Source organism: Mesorhizobium sp. P2_D1 (genome assembly GCF_056404455.1).
This window is the reverse complement of the sequence record NZ_JBFUDZ010000012.1, coordinates 99,953-116,258: the sequence shown is the minus strand read 5'-3', so window position 1 is coordinate 116,258 and position 16,306 is coordinate 99,953. Positions and strand designations below refer to the sequence as shown.

The window sequence follows — 16,306 nt, the reverse complement described above, 5'->3', positions numbered from 1 at the left end:
AGCCTTGTGACATGACTGCACGGATCCTCGTCGTCGACGACATCCCTGCCAATGTGCGGCTGCTGGAGGTCCGGCTGCTGGCCGAATATTTCGAGGTGTTGACCGCCACCAACGGGCCGGACGCCATCGAGACCTGCGAGAATGGCAAGGTCGATGTCGTGCTGCTCGACGTGATGATGCCCGACATGGACGGGTTCGAAGTCTGCCGACGGCTGAAGAGCGACCCGGCGACGTCGCACATTCCGGTGGTGATGATCACCGCGCTCGACCAGGTTTCCGACCGCGTGCGCGGGCTCGAAGCTGGCGCCGATGATTTCCTGACCAAACCGGTCAACGACCTGCAACTGATGACGCGCGTCAAGAGCCTGGTCCGGCTGAAGTCGCTGACCGACGAGTTGCGGCTGCGCGCCTCGACGACGCGCAACATTGGTATCGAAGAATTGCTGAGCCGCAATTTCGCCTCCGAGGACGCGACGCCGAAAGTGCTTTTGATCGACGAGCGCAAATCCTCGGTCGAGCGCATCCAGAAGATGCTGCGCGACCGTGCCGACCTCGACGTCACCAGCGATCCGCATGCCGGCTTCTTCCAGGCCGCCGAGACGCCCTACGAATGCGTGATGATCTCTACGGCCTTTGCGGATTTCGATCCGCTCCGGCTCTGTTCGCAGTTGCGCTCGCTCGACCGCACCCGTTTCGTTCCGATCATCCTACTGGCGGAGGCGGGCGAGGACGAGCGCATCATTCGTGGCCTGGAGCTCGGCATCAACGACTATCTGATACGGCCGATCGACCAGCAAGAACTGACAGCGCGGCTGCGCACCCAGGTGCGCCGCAAGCGCTACAACGACCAGCTGCGCGCCAGCGTCACCCAAACCATCGAAATGGCGGTGACCGACGGGCTGACCGGACTGCACAACCGCCGCTACCTCGACAGCCATCTGCAGACGCTGTTCGATCGCGCCGTGGCGCGGCGGCGGCCGCTGTCGGTGATGATCACCGACCTCGATCGTTTCAAGTCGATCAACGACGCGCACGGCCATGACGGCGGCGACGATGTGTTGCGGGAATTCGCGCGACGGCTGCGCAAGAATGTCCGGGGCATCGACCTTGCCTGCCGCTTTGGTGGCGAGGAGTTCGTCGTGGTCATGCCGGACACTGACGGCACGGTGGCCGAAAGGGTGGCCGAACGCATTCGCGCCGAAATTGCCCAGGCGCCTTTTGCCATCGGCCCGGACGGCAAGACGACCGAAGTCACCGTCAGTGTCGGCGTGTCGTCGGTGCTGAAGGGGGTGGACACGGTGGCGGCGCTGATGAAACGTGCCGACCTCGCTCTCTACGAAGCCAAGAGCGGCGGCCGCAACCGTGTCGTCGCCAAGGCGGCGTAACCCGCAAAGGCCCGATTTTCCAGTCAAGCCGATAGGGTTACCCGTTTACCTTAATCCAAGCGATTCGCGAGCCTTGGTTAAGAAATGGTTGATTTTCATAAGCTCTTGCGCAAGTGTGCAGGCCAAGACGAAGCCGGCACGAGGGTAGTCAGCCGGCTCGATCCCTAGAAATACCCCATGATGCTCAGGTCCGCCGCATCTCCTGGGTCCGTGGGGTCGGCCGGCCGGCGCTGGCGCATAGTGGCCTCCTCGTACCGCTGCCAAACGCCGACCGGCCCCCTTCTCCAAACAGAACATCGGAGTTCCGTGCCAAGGCACGGATGACTCTGCTTTTTGCGTGTGAAAAATCCGGACCCCGTTCTCTTGGATCAGCGGCGATAGCCATATGGCGCGCACTCTCATTGCGCGAGAAGCTTTGTTCGTGGCTGGCGACCTGCAGGGAAGAGTACCCTCTCCAATTCATACATATGGCGCACAAGGGGCTTGCGGCAAGACCCGACTCCTCCCGTAAAACCGTCGGCCTAACCCGAGGGTACGGAACGGAGAGTGCGACAATGGCCGTAATGACCGATCATGCGGTGGTGGTTGCCGGAGGTGGCCCGACAGGGTTGATGCTGGCAGCTGAACTCGCGCTGGCGGGTGTCGACGTTGCCATTGTCGAACGGCGTCCCAACCAGGAGCTTGTTGGCTTGCGTGCGGGCGGCCTGCATGCACGCACGATCGAAGTTCTGGATCAGCGTGGGATCGCCGACCGGTTTTTGTCGCGAGGACAACGCTTTCAGGTCGTGGGCTTCCACATGATCCGGCTGGACATCAGCGACTTTCCAACGCGGCACAACTGCCTGCTCGGGCTGCGTCAAAACCACATTGAACGCATATTGGCCGGTTGGGTCGACGAGTTGAAAGTGCCGATCTATCGCGGGCAGGAGGTCGCGGCGTTGGCGCAAGACGACAGCGGGGTCATCATCGAGTTGGCCGATGGCCAACGTATGAAGACACATTATCTGGTGGGCTGCGACGGAGGGCGAAGCCTCATCCGAAAAGCAGCCGGCATCGAATTCGCCGGATGGGATCCGACGATGAGCTGGATGATCGCCGAAGTCGAGATGTCTGAGGAGCCGCCATTCGGCTTCCGGAACACGGACTCCGGTATCCACGCGTTGGGCAAAACCGGAGAGGGTGGGACAGTCGGCGTCGTGCTGACAGAACCGCGACTGGAGACTGGTGGAGAACCCACGCTTCGCGATCTCAGCGAGGCGCTGGTTGCCATCTATGGGACCGACTATGGAGTCCACAGTCCGACTTGGCTCTCACGATTTACCGACATGACGCGGCAAGCCGCGACCTATCGTGACAGACGCGTCCTGCTGGCGGGCGATGCCGCGCACATCCATCCCCCGATGGGCGGGCAGGGTCTCAACATCGGCGTACAGGATGCGGTGAACCTCGGCTGGAAGCTGGCGCAGGTGGTCAAGCGGATCTCACCGGAGAGCCTCCTCGATACCTACCAGGCTGAGCGCCACCCGGTCGCCGCCCGTGTCTTGCAGAACACGATGGCACAGGTTGCGCTACGGCGAACGGACGACCGTGGCAAGGCCATGGGCGACATCGTTGCCGAACTGCTCGGGATGGACGAACCGCGCAGACGAATGGCCGGCGAGATGTCCGGTCTGGGCGTTCACTACAATCTCGGCGAGGGGCATCCTCTTCTCGGCCGGCGGATGCCCGACCTCGACCTGCTCACTGCCAACGGCCCGCTAAGAGTCTTTGCCCTGCTGCACGATGCCCGGCCGGTCATGCTGAACTTCGGTCAGCCAGGCGGCTTCGACATGACACCGTGGGCAGATCGGGTCCAGCAGATCGACGCCACATATTCCGGACCATGGGAGCTTCCGGTCCTTGGTCCCGTTGCCGCTCCGACGGCGGTGTTGATCCGGCCCGACGGCTATGTGGCCTGGGTAGGGGACGGAACCCGTCTTGGGCTTGCCGAGGCGCTGACAGCCTGGTTCGGCCCGCCTGCCGTGGCGCCACGGCTATGAAGTAGACGTAACCTCTTGAAACGCATCGCGTCGCCGCTTGTGGCGGCGCGGTCTGCTGACAACCGATTGACAGGAGCTTTTATCCATGCAGAATTGGTTGGACCATTGGACCACTTGGAGAGAGCGTGGACCAGAACAGCCTGCCACCCATTCAGACGACGGCGCGCGATGACGCCGTGCTGAAGGCGTTGGTTGGGTTTGTTCGCGCCGAAGCCTTGCAGCCCGGCGAGCGACTTCCGACAGAGCGTATTCTTGCAGAACGGTTGAAGGTCAGCCGCAACACGGTGCGTGAGGCGCTGACGCGCTGGGAAGGGCTCGGTCTGGTCGAGCGCCGGCAGGGCAGCGGAACCTACCTCAAGGCGGCCGTTTCACCCGGCATGCTGCATATGCCGCTGACGCTGGCGGGCGGCAATGATTTCACCAGCCTGATGCAGACGCTGGAAATCCGCCGCGCGCTGGAAGCGGAGGCCGCCGCACTCTGTGCCGAGCGTGCAAGCCAGACCGACATTGCCGAGATCGCGCGCAAGCTCGACATCATGGAGCAGGCGTTTCGCACGCGCGACGGCATGTCGTCGGAAGAGGACTGGGAGTTCCACCAGGCGATCTACCGGGTCTCCGGCAATCCGCTGTTCGAGCAGATCATCGCCGCCATGCACGAGTTGTTCCATCGCTTTTGGGAGCATCCGCTCGGCGTGCGCGACTTCGGCCATGCCAGCTTTCCCTATCACCGCACCATCTACGAATGCATCGCCGCGCGTGACCCGCAAGGCGCCCGCGCCGAGGCGCTCAAGCTGATCGCCACCGTCGAGGACGATCTGAAGCGCGGTGCGGCCAAACTCAAACTTTCGAGCCAGACATGAACGAGCAGCCATCCGGTTTCGACCACGATTATCTCGCCGAGGCGGCAACGCTGCTGGCGCATGACGAGCCATTCCCGGGCGGCGCGGTGGTGCCGCCGATCTACCAGACCTCGTTGTTCACCTTTGCCAACTATGCCGAGATGGCCGACACTTTCGCCGGCAAACGAAAGCAGCCGATCTATTCGCGCGGCGACAATCCGACGGTGATGGAGTTCGAGGCGCGGGTAGCGGCGCTCGAGGGCGCTGAGGCCGCGCGCGGCTTTTCCAGCGGCATGGCGGCGATTAGCGCCACCGTGCTTGCTTTCGTCGGTGCCGGCGAGCGCATCGTGGCGGTGCGCAATTGCTACGGCGATGCCTACCGGCTGTTCGAGCGGCTCTTGCCCCGGCTCAACATCAAAGTCGATTACGTCGATGGCTCCGACCCGGACGCGGTCGCGGCGGCACTTCCCGGCGCCAAGCTGCTCTACCTGGAAAGCCCGACCTCGATGATGTTCGAGCTCCAGGACATCGCGCATCTGACGCGGTTGGCCAAGGAGCAGGGCATCATCACCAGCATCGACAATTCCTGGGCAACGCCGGTGTTCCAGAAGCCGATCACGCACGGCGTCGACCTGGTGCTGCACTCGGCCTCGAAATATCTCGGTGGCCACAGCGACACCGTGGCCGGCGTTGTGGCCGGATCTGCCGCCCATATCAAGCATATCAACGAGCAGACCTATTCCTATCTCGGCGGCAAGCTGTCGCCGTTCGAGGCCTGGCTGCTGCTGCGCGGCTTGCGCACGCTGCCGCTGCGCCTGCCGCACCACATGAAGAGCGGCCTGACCCTCGCCGAGCGGCTGAAGGCGCATGCCAATGTTGAGCGCGTCAACCATCCTGCCTATTCGAACCATCCCGGCAAGGCGACGCTGGCCGGCTATGCCGGGCTGTTCTCCTTCGAGGTGACGGACGATATCGACATCCCCGTCTTCGTCGACGCGCTCAACTATTTCCGCATCGGCGTCAGCTGGGGCGGGCATGAGAGCCTGGTCGTGCCTGCCAAGGCGTCGCTCGAGCAGACGCCGGGCCTAAATTCGATGGCGCGCTTCGGCGTCAGCCCCCGAACCATCCGCTTCAATGTCGGATTGGAAAGTGTCGAAGACCTGTGGGCGGACGTCGCCCAGGCCTTCGAAAAAGCCAGAAAATAACAAGCGGGTTCAAAATGGGAGTCTTGAACATGAAAAAACTGACCGTCATGCTTGCCACCGTTGCGGGGCTGGCGATTTCCGCCGGAAGTGCTGTGGCCGATTCGACCCTCAAGATGGTCGAAGTCATCACCAGCCCGCCGCGCACCGAATTCCTGAAGAAACAGATCGCCGAATTCGAAACCGCCAATCCCGGCGTCAAGGTCGAGCTGATCTCGCTGCCCTGGGGCCAGGCCTTCGAAAAATTCCTGACCATGGTGCAGGCCGGCGATACGCCCGATGTGGTCGAGATGCCGGAACGCTGGATGGGCCTCTATGCCAACAATGCCCAGCTCGAGGATCTCGGCCCCTACATGGCCAAGTGGGACGACGCCAAGACGCTCGGCGAGCGCGCCAAGCAGTTCGGCTCGACCGTCAACAACACGCAGTTCATGATCCCGTACGGCTACTACGTGAACGCGCTGTTCTGGAACAAGAAGCTGTTCAAGGAAGCCGGCCTAGACGGCCCGCCGGCGACGCTCGACGATTTCATCGCCGACTCCAAGAAGATCTCGGCAATACCGGGCAAATATGGCTACTGCCTGCGCGGCGGTCCGGGCGCCTTCAACGGCATGCACATGTTCATGAATATCGCAGCTGGCAAGGGCGGCTATTTCAACGAGGATGGCACCTCGACCATCAACGACGAAGGCTCGGTCAAGGGTCTGCAGATGCTGGCCGACATGTATAAGAACGGCTTGGCGCCGAAGGATGCGGTGAGCTGGGGCTTCAACGAGACGGTCACCGGCTTCTATTCCGGTACCTGCGCCATGCTCAACCAGGATCCGGACGCACTGCTCGGCATCGCCGACAAGATGAGTGCCGACGACTTCGCGGTGGCGCCATTGCCGGTCGGGCCGAGCGGCAAGTCTTATCCGACGCTCGGCTATGCCGGCTGGGCGATGTTCGCCAACTCGCAGCACAAGGACGACGCCTGGAAGCTGATGGCGACGCTGCTGTCGCCCAAGGACAATCTGGAATGGGCCAAGGAGGTTGGCGTCGTCCCGATCCACAACGGGGCCGACCAGGATCCCCATTTCAAGACCGAGCAGTTCAAGGGCTGGTTCACGGAGCTGAGCGACACCTCCAAGTATGAAATGGTGACGCCGCCGACGCATCTGGAGAACCTTGGCAATTTCGTCGACCAGGTGGCGATCAAGAATTTCCAGGAAGTGCTGCTTGGCCAGAAGACGGCCAAGGACGTCGCCGACCAATGGGCTGCCTTCCTGACCAAGGAACAGCAGGACTGGCTGGCGAAGAACAAGAAGTAGTTTTGTTCCCTTCTCCCCGTTCACGGGGAGAAGGTGTCACGAAGTGACGGATTAGGGGCGGCGCCATCGTTTGAAGGTTTGCGCAGCCCCTCATCTGCCTGCCGGCATCTTCTCCCCGTGAAACGGGGAGAAGGACGCTGTCGCCGACGCCGGCATCCACCTTTCACCGTAGAGCCCCCAATGACCTATGCCGTGTCCGAAATACGATCCGCCGGCAAGCCGCGTCGCAAGTGGCGATCGCACGCCGCCATCGAGCCCTGGCTCTATCTCAGCCCGGCGATCATCCTTCTGGTCGTGGTGCTTCTGGTGCCGCTGGTCATCGGCATCAGCTACTCCTTCCGCAAATTCTCGGCTTTCAAGTCAGAATATGTCGGGCTCGCACAGTATCGGGCGATGCTGTCGGACCCGGTGCTCGGGCAGGCGCTGGTCAACACGCTGTGGTGGACCGTCGCCAGCCTGTTCTTCCAGTTCTTCCTCGGTCTCGGCCTAGCGCTGCTGCTCGACAAGCCATTCCCGGGCCGCAAGGTGGTGCAGGCCCTGGTGTTCCTGCCCTGGGCGGTGCCGTCCTTCCTGTCAGGCCTGACCTGGGCATGGCTGTTCAATCCGATCATCGGCCCATTGCCGCACTGGCTGTACGCATTGGGGCTGAAGGCCGAACCGACCAATGTTCTGTCCGATCCCTCGACCGCCATGTGGGGACCGATCGTCGCCAATATCTGGTTCGGCATTCCATTCTTCGCCATCACGCTGCTGGCGGCGCTGAAATCCATTCCATCGGAATTGCATGAGGCGGCGGCGATCGACGGCGCTTCGCCCTGGCAGCGCTTCACCAAAGTGACGCTTCCATTCCTGGCGCCGACCATTGCCATCACGGTGATGCTGCGCACCATCTGGATCGCCACCTTCGCCGACCTGATCTTCGTCATGACCGAGGGCGGACCGGCCGGCTCGACCAACACCGTGCCGGTCTACATCTATGTCAGCGCCTTCAAGTCGCTGGACAAGGGCTACGCCTCGGCGGTGGCCGTGCTGCTGCTCGTCCTGCTCATTGCCTATGCGATCGCACTGATCGGCATTCGCCGCTCCCTGGTGAGGCACGTCTGATGATCGCAGGACGCTCAGCCTCACAACGCTTCTTCGGCGGCATCGGCCTCTACGCCGCCGTCGCGGCTTACGTGATCTTTGCGCTGTTCCCGATCTACTGGACGCTGAAGATCTCGGTCACGCCGGAGCGGCTTCTCTATTCCGAAGGCATCACCTTCTGGCCCTCGCAGATGACGTTGCAGAACTTCGTCACCGTGCTCGAGGCCACCGATTTCCCGCGCTATTTCCTCAACAGCGTCATCGTCTCGGTGTCGACGGCGGCACTGGTGACGGTCGTCGCCACGCTCGCCGGCTACGCCATGTCGCGCTTCACGTTTCGCGGCAAGGCAGCACTGGCGCTGATGCTCTTGTTGACCCAGACGTTTCCGCTGGTGATGGTTATTCCGCCGATCTACCGCGTCATGGGGCAGATCGGCCTGATCAACAGCCTGACCGGGCTGATCATCATCTACACCGCCTTCAACACCGCCTTTGCCACCTTTCTGATGCAATCCTTCTTCGACGGCATCCCGAAGGACCTGGAAGAAGCGGCGATGATCGACGGTTGCACGCGCGCGCAGGCAATGCGCAAGGTGATCGTGCCGCTGACGCTGCCGGGCATGGGCGCGACGCTCGGCTTCGTCTTCACCGCGGCCTGGAGCGAGCTTCTGTTCGCGCTGATGCTGATTTCCAGCGACGACCAGAAGACCTTCGCGGTCGGCCTGCTCACCTTCATCGGCAAATTTGCCGTCGACTGGGGACAGATGATGGCGGCGTCGATCCTGGCGCTGATCCCGGTCTGCATCTTCTTCGCTTTCCTGCAACGCTATCTCGTCACCGGCCTGACCGCCGGCGCCGTCAAAGGATAGATCGATGGCCTCTGTTACGCTCGATAAGGTCCGCAAGGACTATGGCACTGTCCGTGTCCTGCACGCGGTCGACCTTGAAATCGCCGATGGCGAGTTCGTCGTCCTGGTCGGTCCGTCAGGCTGTGGCAAGTCCACGCTTTTGCGCATGATCGCCGGGTTGGAGGAGGCTTCCGGCGGCGAGATCCGCATCGGCGAGCGGCTGGTCAACGACGTCGCACCGAAGGACCGCGACATCGCCATGGTGTTCCAGTCCTACGCGCTCTACCCGCATATGGATGTATCGAAGAACATGGGTTTCAGCCTGATGCTGCGCAAGGCCGAGAAGCCGGCGATCGACGCGCGGGTGGACGGTGCGGCCAAGCGGCTCGGGCTCGACACTTTCCTGCAGCGCCTGCCGCGGCAGTTGTCCGGCGGCCAGCGCCAGCGCGTCGCCATGGGCCGCGCCATCGTGCGCGATCCCAAGGTGTTTCTGTTCGATGAGCCGCTGTCGAACCTCGACGCCAAGCTGCGCGTCCATATGCGTGCCGAGATCAAGGCGCTGCACCAGCAGTTGAAGACCACTTCGGTCTACGTCACCCACGACCAGATCGAGGCCATGACCATGGCCGACAGGATCGTCGTCATGCATGACGGGCTGATCCAGCAAGTCGGCGCGCCGCTGGATCTCTATGACCGGCCGGCCAACATGTTCGTCGCCGGCTTCATCGGCTCACCTGGTATGAATTTCCTGCCTGCGACCGTTCGCAAGGGCGGTACCTCGGAGGCCGTGCTGGCCGATGGCCAGGCGTTGCGCCTGCCGGATGGCCTGCCGCTGAAGGACGGTGACGTAATCACCGTCGGTCTGCGGCCCGAGCACATCAGGCTGGCCGATGACGGCGAATTGCAGGGCGAGGTGGGGGTGGTGGAGCCGCTCGGGCTTTCGACGCAGTTCTACGTCAAGCTGGCTGGCCAGCAGCTTTGTGTCTTCGCCATGGGCCGCGCCGGCGTGAAGCCCGGCGACGTGGTACGGCTGTCGGCCGACCCGGCGTCGCTGCATCTGTTCGATCCGAAAAGCGGCGATCGCGTTGGCTAAACCGGGGCCTGCTGCTGCATAGTGATTTGCGGAAGCAGGAAGAGGGGGAGGCCATGAAACTCGGAATTCCGGTCTATGACGGCGTGGACTTGCTCGACGTGACCGGGCCTTACGAGATGTTCAAATGGGTCGACCCGGCGAAGGGGCTCGATTGCCAGATCCTCTCCGCCGATGGTGGCCCGGTCACGACCGTGAACGGGTTGCGTTTCGAAGCCCATGCCAGCTTTGCCGAAACGCCAACGCTCGATGTCCTCTGGGTCCCGGGCGGTGCGCCGGAAGCGTTGAGCGCAATCATGTCGAATGCCAATTCGCCTTTTCTCGCCTACCTCCGACAGGTAGCGGCGGATGCGCTCTGGGTTTGCTCCGTATGCGAGGGGGCGCTGTTGCTCGCACGCGCCGGGCTGCTCGAGGGTCACAAAGCCACGACCCATTGGGCGTTCGTCAAATGCCTGCAGAGTTTCCCCAAGATCGAGGTCGATACGACGCATGCCCGCTTCGTCAGATCCGGCAACCGACTGACCGGTGGAGGCATTTCATCAGGCCTCGACGAGGCCTTGAAACTGATCGAGCTGCTGTTCGATGAGGCGACAGCCGAGGCGGTTCAGGTCACCACGCAGTATTTTCCGCGTCCGCCGGTGGCTGGCAAAATTCCAGCCACGCCGGCCTGCCCGGTGAAATGGCGATCCAGGCGGCCGCACCATCACGGCAACTCTGCAGAAATTCCGGGAAGAGCGTAACGCCGCAATGGACTGCCGTCCGATGGTCCTGCAAACGAAAACGCCGCCCATTGGGCGGCGTTTCGGCATTTTTGGAGAAACCAGATTACTTGATCTTGGTTTCCTTGAACTCGACGTGCTTCTTGGCGACCGGGTCGTACTTGCGGAACGACAGCTTGTCGGTCTTGGTGCGGCTGTTCTTGCTGGTCACGTAGAAGAAACCGGTGTCGGCGGTCGACAGAAGCTTGATCTTGATGTTTGCGGCTTTGGCCATGATTTCAGTCCGTTATGTTCGTGGGGTTTTGGCCGCTGGAGCACGGGGAAACACCCGGACGCGGGAAACTTGGCGCGACACATAAAGAACGTGCCTGGAAAGTCAAGCCCGGCGAAGCTTGTACCACCCGCCGGAGCAGGCCAGTAGCCTCAAATCATGCGCTTTCTCTCGCGGGCGCCCCAACCTTCTTCCAGTCTCCGGTGGTGTTCCACCAGCGATTCGGATTGGCGCGGTCGTCCAGCCCCTTGGAGCGGCTGGCCAGGATCGGCTGGATGCGGATCACCGGCTCCTGGTAGGAGTGCGCCTGGAAAATCGCCTCGACGACGCGCGCGGCCAGCACCTGGTCGTCGGGCAGTTCGAACGAAACCTCGACTGTGCCGGGGCGACGCCGCAACTCGGTCTCGGCGCCGGCGGCCGCCCCGTCGAGCGGCCTGTAGCGTTCGATGCCATGTGCCGACTGGTAGGCGTTGCGGTCATATTTGCCCATCGCCAGCGGCGCTATCGCCACCACCGCATCCATGATGCGGTCGACATCGGCGGCCGGCGCCTGAAAGGTCACCAGCAGGAGCAGTGTCATTCGCAACGAAGTGGTTTCAAAGCCGCTGTCGATCATGGGAGGATCCTCAACTTCAGATATTTTGAGGGAGCCTTATAACCGGAGGCTGCTGACACGGTTCTGTCAGCAGCCTGTCGTGTCGCCGCGTGAAATGCAGGCCGGAAGCAGCGTGGCGCTACAGCAGGATCTTGCGGACCAGCCTGACGCTGACCAGGCCGATGTAGGCGGCGAAGAACAGGCCGAGCGACCAGCCGAAGCCGGATGGACCGAACGCATCCATGCCGATGCCGATCGCTTGCGGACCGAGCACCATGCCAACGCCGTAGCAGAGCACGAAGGCGGCGTTGGCCGACGCCAGCTCGTGGCCGGAGAGCTGCGAGCCGAGATGGGCAAGGCCGATTGTGTACATGGCTGCAACGACGCCACCCCAGACGAACAGAAGGGCCGCCATCAGGTGCCAGTTCTGCGCAAAGAAGGGCATGAAGACCGTGCCGGCAAGGCCGACAGTGGCGCAGGCAATCAGCAGATAGCGGCGGTCGCTGACGCGGTCGCTGATCATGCCGATAGGGATCTGCAGCAGCACATTGCCGAGGCCGATCATGGTCAGGAGAAGGGCTGCGTCGGCCTCGGAGTAGCCGATGCGGTTGCCATAGACCGGGAACAACGCAAAGCCGCCGGTTTCGACGGCGCCGAACACCAGCACGGCAGCGGTTGCTGACGGCACCAGCCAGATGTAGCGCAGGAAATTGCTGGTTTCGCCATCAGAAGCGATGGTCGGGCTCTCATTGCGCGCCGCCAGCACCGGAATGGCGGCCAGCGTCACCAATGCGATGATGACGCCGAATGGCCTGAAGCCCGAACTGCCGAGATGGGCAAACAGCCACGGCCCCGCAGCAAAGCCGAGCGACAGGACAGTGGCGTAGATGCCGAGCACAAGGCCACGCCGATGTGGCGGCGCCGAGGTGCTGATCCAGAACTCCGACAGGATGAACAGCACCGTCAGCGCGATGTGCAGCACGATACGAAGCGGAAACCACATCCAGAAATCCGGCGCGAAGTGGAAGCCGACGAAGGCCAGGGCGCCGGTGGCAATCATGGCAATCATCGTCCAGGCCACGCCGAAGCGCATGGCGAGTGGCGTCGCCAGCGGGGCACCGGCGATCGAGGCCAGGCCGGCGACGGCCGTGTTGAGGCCGATCATCGAAGCCGAATGGCCGCGCGTTTCGAGAATGACGCTGAGCAGCGGCATACCGAGGCCGATGGCGATGCCGACGACGCTGATCGACGAGATCGCCGCCACCATCGGCAGCCAGTGTACGCGTTCGTCGCCCTGTGGTTGGGTATCGACCGTCATGGGATGTCTGAATACTCGATGTTCTACAGAATTTCGCGGGTGAAGCGGTTGCGGACAAGCCGGTAGAAGGGCACGGGACCGCCCGGACGCAACTGCGGATCATGGGCGAGGCGCTTTTCGAGCTCGTCCAGGATCGTTCGGGTGATGTCGGGTATGTCGGCTTCCCTGGCCTTGGCCAGCGGCAGCCAGACTAGTTCTTCGAGTTCATTGGTCGGGCCGCCACCCGGCAGTTCGACGGCGACGTCATCGCGCCAGGCGCTGAAGAAACGTGTGTCGAAGCGGCGCACCCGGTTGGGTGGCGTGATGGCGCGCGCGACGAAGCGCAGCATGTCGAGAGAGGGTTGCACGCCGTGTTCGGCAAAGCCCCGCCAATCGGGTCTGGCGGTGATGAAAGCACCTTTGCGGCCAATCAGCAGCCCGGCTTCCTCATAGGTCTCGCGAATTGCCGACAGGGCAATGGCGCGGGCCCGCGCAGCACTTGTGCGGCCCGGCCCGGCGAGCAACTTTGCCTCCTGCTCCGGATGCAATGCGGCGGCGACCACAATGCGGCTGTCGGCCGGATCGGTGCGGCCGCCGGGAAACACGAACTTGCCTGGCATGAATGCGTGGCCGGCATGGCGACGGCCCATCAGGACCAGCACCTCGTCGCCCTCGCGGTCGAGCAGGATCAGGGTCGCCGCGTCGCGCGGACGAATTGGCTGGTCGCTGTGAGCGATCATGCTCCGCTCGATCCTGTCGACTTCCGCCTTGGTCATACCGTCCATGCGCAGGACCTAGCGGAAACTTCTGGCAAGCGAAAGTGGCCTTTCACGGTCGGTTTGTTGCACCAGCGAGCGCAGCCAACTTTGACCTATACCCCGCTATGGGGGTCGATCACGTCATGCTCGCCGCCGAATCCGTGCATATAGAAGGCCCATTGCAGTCCGATGACGGCACCCTTGACCGGCTGTAGCAGCCCCACCGCCAGAATGATGGTCAGCGGTACCCAGATGGCGATGTGTTGCCAGGTGGACAGTGTCGATGTCGCCTCGACAGCCATGAAGGCGCCAAGCACGATGTGGCCGACGATGACGATGACGAGATAGGCTGGAAGGTCGTCGGCGCGGTGGTGGTACAATTCCTCGCCGCAGACGCTGCATTTATCGACGGTCTTGGTGAAGGCGCGAAACAACTTGCCTTCGCCGCAATGCGGGCAGCGGCCGAGCATGCCGCGTTTCATCGCCGTCCATAGCGGTCGGGCGGCCCGACCCGAGTGATGTTCGCCGCCGAAAACCTGGTCTTCCATGGCTGTTGCCATCATCTTCTCCTGCCGCGCGAACCGGGTCGCGATTGCGACGCGCGGGCGCGGCCCTTGGCCTTGTGAAACGACCGCTTGGAACCTGGCAAAGGCTTCGGGTCGGTCAACATCTCGAAGCGCATCGCGCCGGCCATTGGTGCCACCTCGACGAGCCGGACCTCAACGCGATCCGCGAGCTGGTAGCCTTTGCCGGAACGTTCTCCGAACAGGGAGCGGGCCGCTTCGTCGTATATATAGTAATCGCCATTCAAAGTTGACACCGGGATGAAACCATCCGCGCCATACTGCGGCAATTGGACAAATAGTCCCGATTTGGTGACGCCGGAGATGCGGGCGTCGAACCGGTCGTCGATGCGCTCGGCGAGATAGGCGGCGATCAGCCGGTCGACTGTATCGCGCTCAGCCGCCATTGCGCGCCGTTCCGTGGCTGAGATCAGCACGCCAATGTCTTCGAGCCGTGCCTCCTCGTCCTGCGTCAGCCCGCCCGGACCGAGGCCGAGTGCGGCGATAAGTCCGCGATGCACGATCAGGTCGGCGTAGCGGCGGATCGGCGAGGTGAAATGCGCGTAGCGCCTGAGGTTGAGGCCGAAATGGCCGATGTTCTTGGGCGAATATTCAGCCTGGCTCTGCGAGCGCAGCACCACCTCGTTGACCAGGCCTTCATTGTCGGCGCCGCGCACGCCCTCCAGAATGCCGTTGAACTGGCTTGGCCGCATCTGCGCGCCGCGCGCCAGCGACAGCCCGAGCGTCTGAAGGAATTCGCGCAGCGATTCCTGCTTGGCCAGCGAAGGCGCGTCATGGACGCGGTAGACCAGTGCCTGCTTCTTCGCCTCCAGCGTCTCTGCCGCGGCGACATTGGCCTGGATCATGAATTCTTCGATCAGCTTGTGTGCATCAAGCCGTTCCGGCACGATGACGCGATCGACGGTGCCATCCGGCTTGAGCAGGATCTTGCGCTCCGGCAGGTCGAGCTCGAGCGGCTGGCGGCCGTCGCGGCCTCGCTTCAGGATCGCATAGGCGTCCCACAGCGGCTTCAGCACGGTGTCGAGGATCGGACCGGTCTTGTCGTCCGGCACGCCGTCGATCGCCGCCTGGGCTTGTTGGTAGGCAAGTTTTGCCGCCGACTTCATCATCACGCGATGGAAGGAGTGCCGGAGCTTGCGGCCGTCGGCCGAAAAAACCATGCGCACCGCCAGCGCTGGGCGGTCCTGACCTTCGCGCAGCGAGCAGAGATCGTTGGAGATGCGCTCGGGCAGCATCGGCACGACGCGATCCGGGAAATAGACCGAATTGCCGCGTTTCAGCGCTTCGCGGTCGAGTGCCGTGCCATAGCGGATGTAGGCGGCGACATCAGCGATCGCCACTGTGGCGACCACGCCGCCCGGGTTCTTCTCGTCGAGATCCGATGTGGCGAAGACGGCGTCGTCATGGTCCTTGGCGTCGGCCGGATCGATGGTGACCAGCGGCAGGTCGCGCCAGTCCTCGCGGTGATCCATCGTTGCGGGCTTGACCGCTTCGGACTCGGCGATGACGTCGGCAGGAAAAATATGCGGAATGTCATGCGCGTGGATGGCGATCATCGAGACCGCCTTTTCGCTGGTCAGCGAACCCAGCACGTTGAGCACCTTGGCTCTAGGCAGCCCATAGCGGGAGGCGCGCGCCGGCTCGACCTCGACGAGGTCGCCGTTCCTGGCGCCGTTCTGGAATTCCTTGTCGACGATCAGTTCGGGCTGGCGCCGCTCGACCGGCTCGATGCGGAAGGTGCCGTCCTGCAAGATGCGAAAGACACCGAGAACCGCATCGCTGCGCTTCTCGAAGATCTTCATCACCCGCCCGGTATAGGCTGGGCCTGTCGCTTCGTTGGTCGGAAAGGTCTTGGCCAGCACGCGGTCGCCGATGCCGGGTGCCGGGCCGTTGCCGCTGCGCGAGATCCGGATGGAGACAACGGGTGGCTCACCCGTGCCGACGGCTTCCGCTGGATGCGCCAGCAAAATGCCGTCGCCGTCACGGCCAAAGATATCGAGCACGGCGACGTGGGGCAGGGCGCCAACGCGGGCGAGTTTTTTGCGCTCCTTGGTCAGGACGCCTTCGTCCTGCAGGTCGCGCAAAATATCCTTCAGCCAGATGCGGTCGTCGCCGCGCAACGCGAACGCCTTGGCGATGTCGCGTTTGCCGGCGCGATCGGGATTTTCGGCGATGTAGCGCAGGATTTCGTCACGCGAGGGCCGATAGTCGTCCTTGACCTTGGCCCTCGTGTCGGCGGTGCGCGGATCGCCGTGGCTTCTACCGGTGATCCTGCGCGCCACGCCG

At 63.0% G+C, this 16,306-nt stretch carries 15 protein-coding genes; 9 read left to right on the top strand and 6 right to left on the bottom strand.

Annotated elements, in window-relative coordinates:
* Positions 1-11 precede the first annotated feature (11 nt).
* The 9 genes from AC1D0I_RS11925 (at position 12) to AC1D0I_RS11885 (ending at position 10,536) form a co-directional block, all read left to right on the top strand.
* Positions 12-1,385, top strand: a complete 1,374-nt coding sequence (locus AC1D0I_RS11925) for a PleD family two-component system response regulator (protein WP_477395246.1) — start codon at positions 12-14, stop codon at positions 1,383-1,385.
* Positions 1,386-1,948: 563 nt separating this feature from the next.
* Positions 1,949-3,424, top strand: coding sequence for an FAD-dependent monooxygenase (locus AC1D0I_RS11920; RefSeq protein WP_477395275.1), 1,476 nt, complete (start codon positions 1,949-1,951; stop codon positions 3,422-3,424).
* A gap of 125 nt (positions 3,425-3,549) precedes the next feature.
* Positions 3,550-4,284 carry a FadR/GntR family transcriptional regulator gene (locus AC1D0I_RS11915; protein ID WP_457153576.1) on the top strand — a complete coding sequence of 245 codons (735 nt, stop codon included), beginning with the start codon at positions 3,550-3,552 and terminating at the stop codon, positions 4,282-4,284.
* On the top strand, positions 4,281-5,468 hold the full coding sequence (locus AC1D0I_RS11910) for a PLP-dependent transferase (protein WP_477303789.1): 1,188 nt from the start codon (positions 4,281-4,283) through the stop codon (positions 5,466-5,468). The genes AC1D0I_RS11915 and AC1D0I_RS11910 overlap by 4 nt, the downstream gene beginning before the upstream one ends.
* A 29-nt stretch (positions 5,469-5,497) precedes the next feature.
* Positions 5,498-6,775, top strand: coding sequence for an ABC transporter substrate-binding protein (locus tag AC1D0I_RS11905; RefSeq protein ID WP_477227341.1), 1,278 nt, complete (start codon positions 5,498-5,500; stop codon positions 6,773-6,775).
* Positions 6,776-6,955: 180 nt separating this feature from the next.
* Complete coding sequence (locus AC1D0I_RS11900; RefSeq protein ID WP_477303785.1) at positions 6,956-7,879, top strand: carbohydrate ABC transporter permease; 924 nt, start codon at positions 6,956-6,958, stop codon at positions 7,877-7,879.
* Positions 7,879-8,727, top strand: coding sequence for a carbohydrate ABC transporter permease (locus AC1D0I_RS11895; protein ID WP_095085142.1), 849 nt, complete (start codon positions 7,879-7,881; stop codon positions 8,725-8,727). Before AC1D0I_RS11900 ends, AC1D0I_RS11895 begins: the two co-directional genes overlap by 1 nt.
* Before the next feature lie 4 nt (positions 8,728-8,731).
* On the top strand, positions 8,732-9,799 hold the full coding sequence (locus AC1D0I_RS11890) for an ABC transporter ATP-binding protein (protein ID WP_477227340.1): 1,068 nt from the start codon (positions 8,732-8,734) through the stop codon (positions 9,797-9,799).
* Positions 9,800-9,852: 53 nt separating this feature from the next.
* Positions 9,853-10,536, top strand: a complete 684-nt coding sequence (locus tag AC1D0I_RS11885) for a DJ-1/PfpI family protein (protein WP_457155240.1) — start codon at positions 9,853-9,855, stop codon at positions 10,534-10,536.
* A gap of 85 nt (positions 10,537-10,621) precedes the next feature.
* Here AC1D0I_RS11885 and rpmG read toward each other — a convergent pair whose 3' ends face one another.
* The 6 genes from rpmG to rnr all read right to left on the bottom strand — a co-directional run bounded on the left by rpmG (position 10,622) and on the right by rnr (position 16,302).
* Positions 10,622-10,789, bottom strand: coding sequence for a 50S ribosomal protein L33 (gene rpmG, locus AC1D0I_RS11880; protein ID WP_006201775.1), 168 nt, complete (start codon positions 10,787-10,789; stop codon positions 10,622-10,624).
* A gap of 154 nt (positions 10,790-10,943) precedes the next feature.
* Positions 10,944-11,402: a YqfO family protein gene (locus AC1D0I_RS11875; protein ID WP_457152723.1), complete on the bottom strand. Its 459-nt coding sequence runs from the start codon at positions 11,400-11,402 to the stop codon at positions 10,944-10,946.
* Positions 11,403-11,520: 118 nt separating this feature from the next.
* Positions 11,521-12,699: an MFS transporter gene (locus AC1D0I_RS11870; protein ID WP_457152722.1), complete on the bottom strand. Its 1,179-nt coding sequence runs from the start codon at positions 12,697-12,699 to the stop codon at positions 11,521-11,523.
* A gap of 23 nt (positions 12,700-12,722) precedes the next feature.
* On the bottom strand, positions 12,723-13,463 hold the full coding sequence (locus tag AC1D0I_RS11865; protein ID WP_477395244.1) for an NUDIX hydrolase: 741 nt from the start codon (positions 13,461-13,463) through the stop codon (positions 12,723-12,725).
* A gap of 86 nt (positions 13,464-13,549) precedes the next feature.
* Entirely contained in the window at positions 13,550-13,984 is a 435-nt protein-coding gene (locus tag AC1D0I_RS11860) for a DUF983 domain-containing protein (protein WP_477395273.1), read from the bottom strand.
* 11 nt (positions 13,985-13,995) lie between these two features.
* The gene (gene rnr / locus AC1D0I_RS11855; RefSeq protein ID WP_457152719.1) at positions 13,996-16,302 is read right to left on the bottom strand and encodes a ribonuclease R; all 2,307 of its coding nucleotides are present in this window, start codon (positions 16,300-16,302) and stop codon (positions 13,996-13,998) included.
* Between the last annotated feature and the right edge of the window lie 4 nt (positions 16,303-16,306).

Coding starts and splice junctions, on each gene's coding strand:
- AC1D0I_RS11905 (WP_477227341.1), top strand. CDS start 5,498: ATGAAAAAACTGACCGTCATGCTTGCCACCGTTGCGGGGCTGGCGATT.
- AC1D0I_RS11860 (WP_477395273.1), bottom strand. CDS start 13,984: ATGGAAGACCAGGTTTTCGGCGGCGAACATCACTCGGGTCGGGCCGCC.
- rpmG (WP_006201775.1), bottom strand. CDS start 10,789: ATGGCCAAAGCCGCAAACATCAAGATCAAGCTTCTGTCGACCGCCGAC.
- AC1D0I_RS11910 (WP_477303789.1), top strand. CDS start 4,281: ATGAACGAGCAGCCATCCGGTTTCGACCACGATTATCTCGCCGAGGCG.
- AC1D0I_RS11895 (WP_095085142.1), top strand. CDS start 7,879: ATGATCGCAGGACGCTCAGCCTCACAACGCTTCTTCGGCGGCATCGGC.
- AC1D0I_RS11900 (WP_477303785.1), top strand. CDS start 6,956: ATGACCTATGCCGTGTCCGAAATACGATCCGCCGGCAAGCCGCGTCGC.
- AC1D0I_RS11870 (WP_457152722.1), bottom strand. CDS start 12,699: ATGACGGTCGATACCCAACCACAGGGCGACGAACGCGTACACTGGCTG.
- AC1D0I_RS11925 (WP_477395246.1), top strand. CDS start 12: ATGACTGCACGGATCCTCGTCGTCGACGACATCCCTGCCAATGTGCGG.
- AC1D0I_RS11875 (WP_457152723.1), bottom strand. CDS start 11,402: ATGATCGACAGCGGCTTTGAAACCACTTCGTTGCGAATGACACTGCTC.
- AC1D0I_RS11885 (WP_457155240.1), top strand. CDS start 9,853: ATGAAACTCGGAATTCCGGTCTATGACGGCGTGGACTTGCTCGACGTG.
- AC1D0I_RS11890 (WP_477227340.1), top strand. CDS start 8,732: ATGGCCTCTGTTACGCTCGATAAGGTCCGCAAGGACTATGGCACTGTC.
- AC1D0I_RS11865 (WP_477395244.1), bottom strand. CDS start 13,463: ATGGACGGTATGACCAAGGCGGAAGTCGACAGGATCGAGCGGAGCATG.
- AC1D0I_RS11920 (WP_477395275.1), top strand. CDS start 1,949: ATGACCGATCATGCGGTGGTGGTTGCCGGAGGTGGCCCGACAGGGTTG.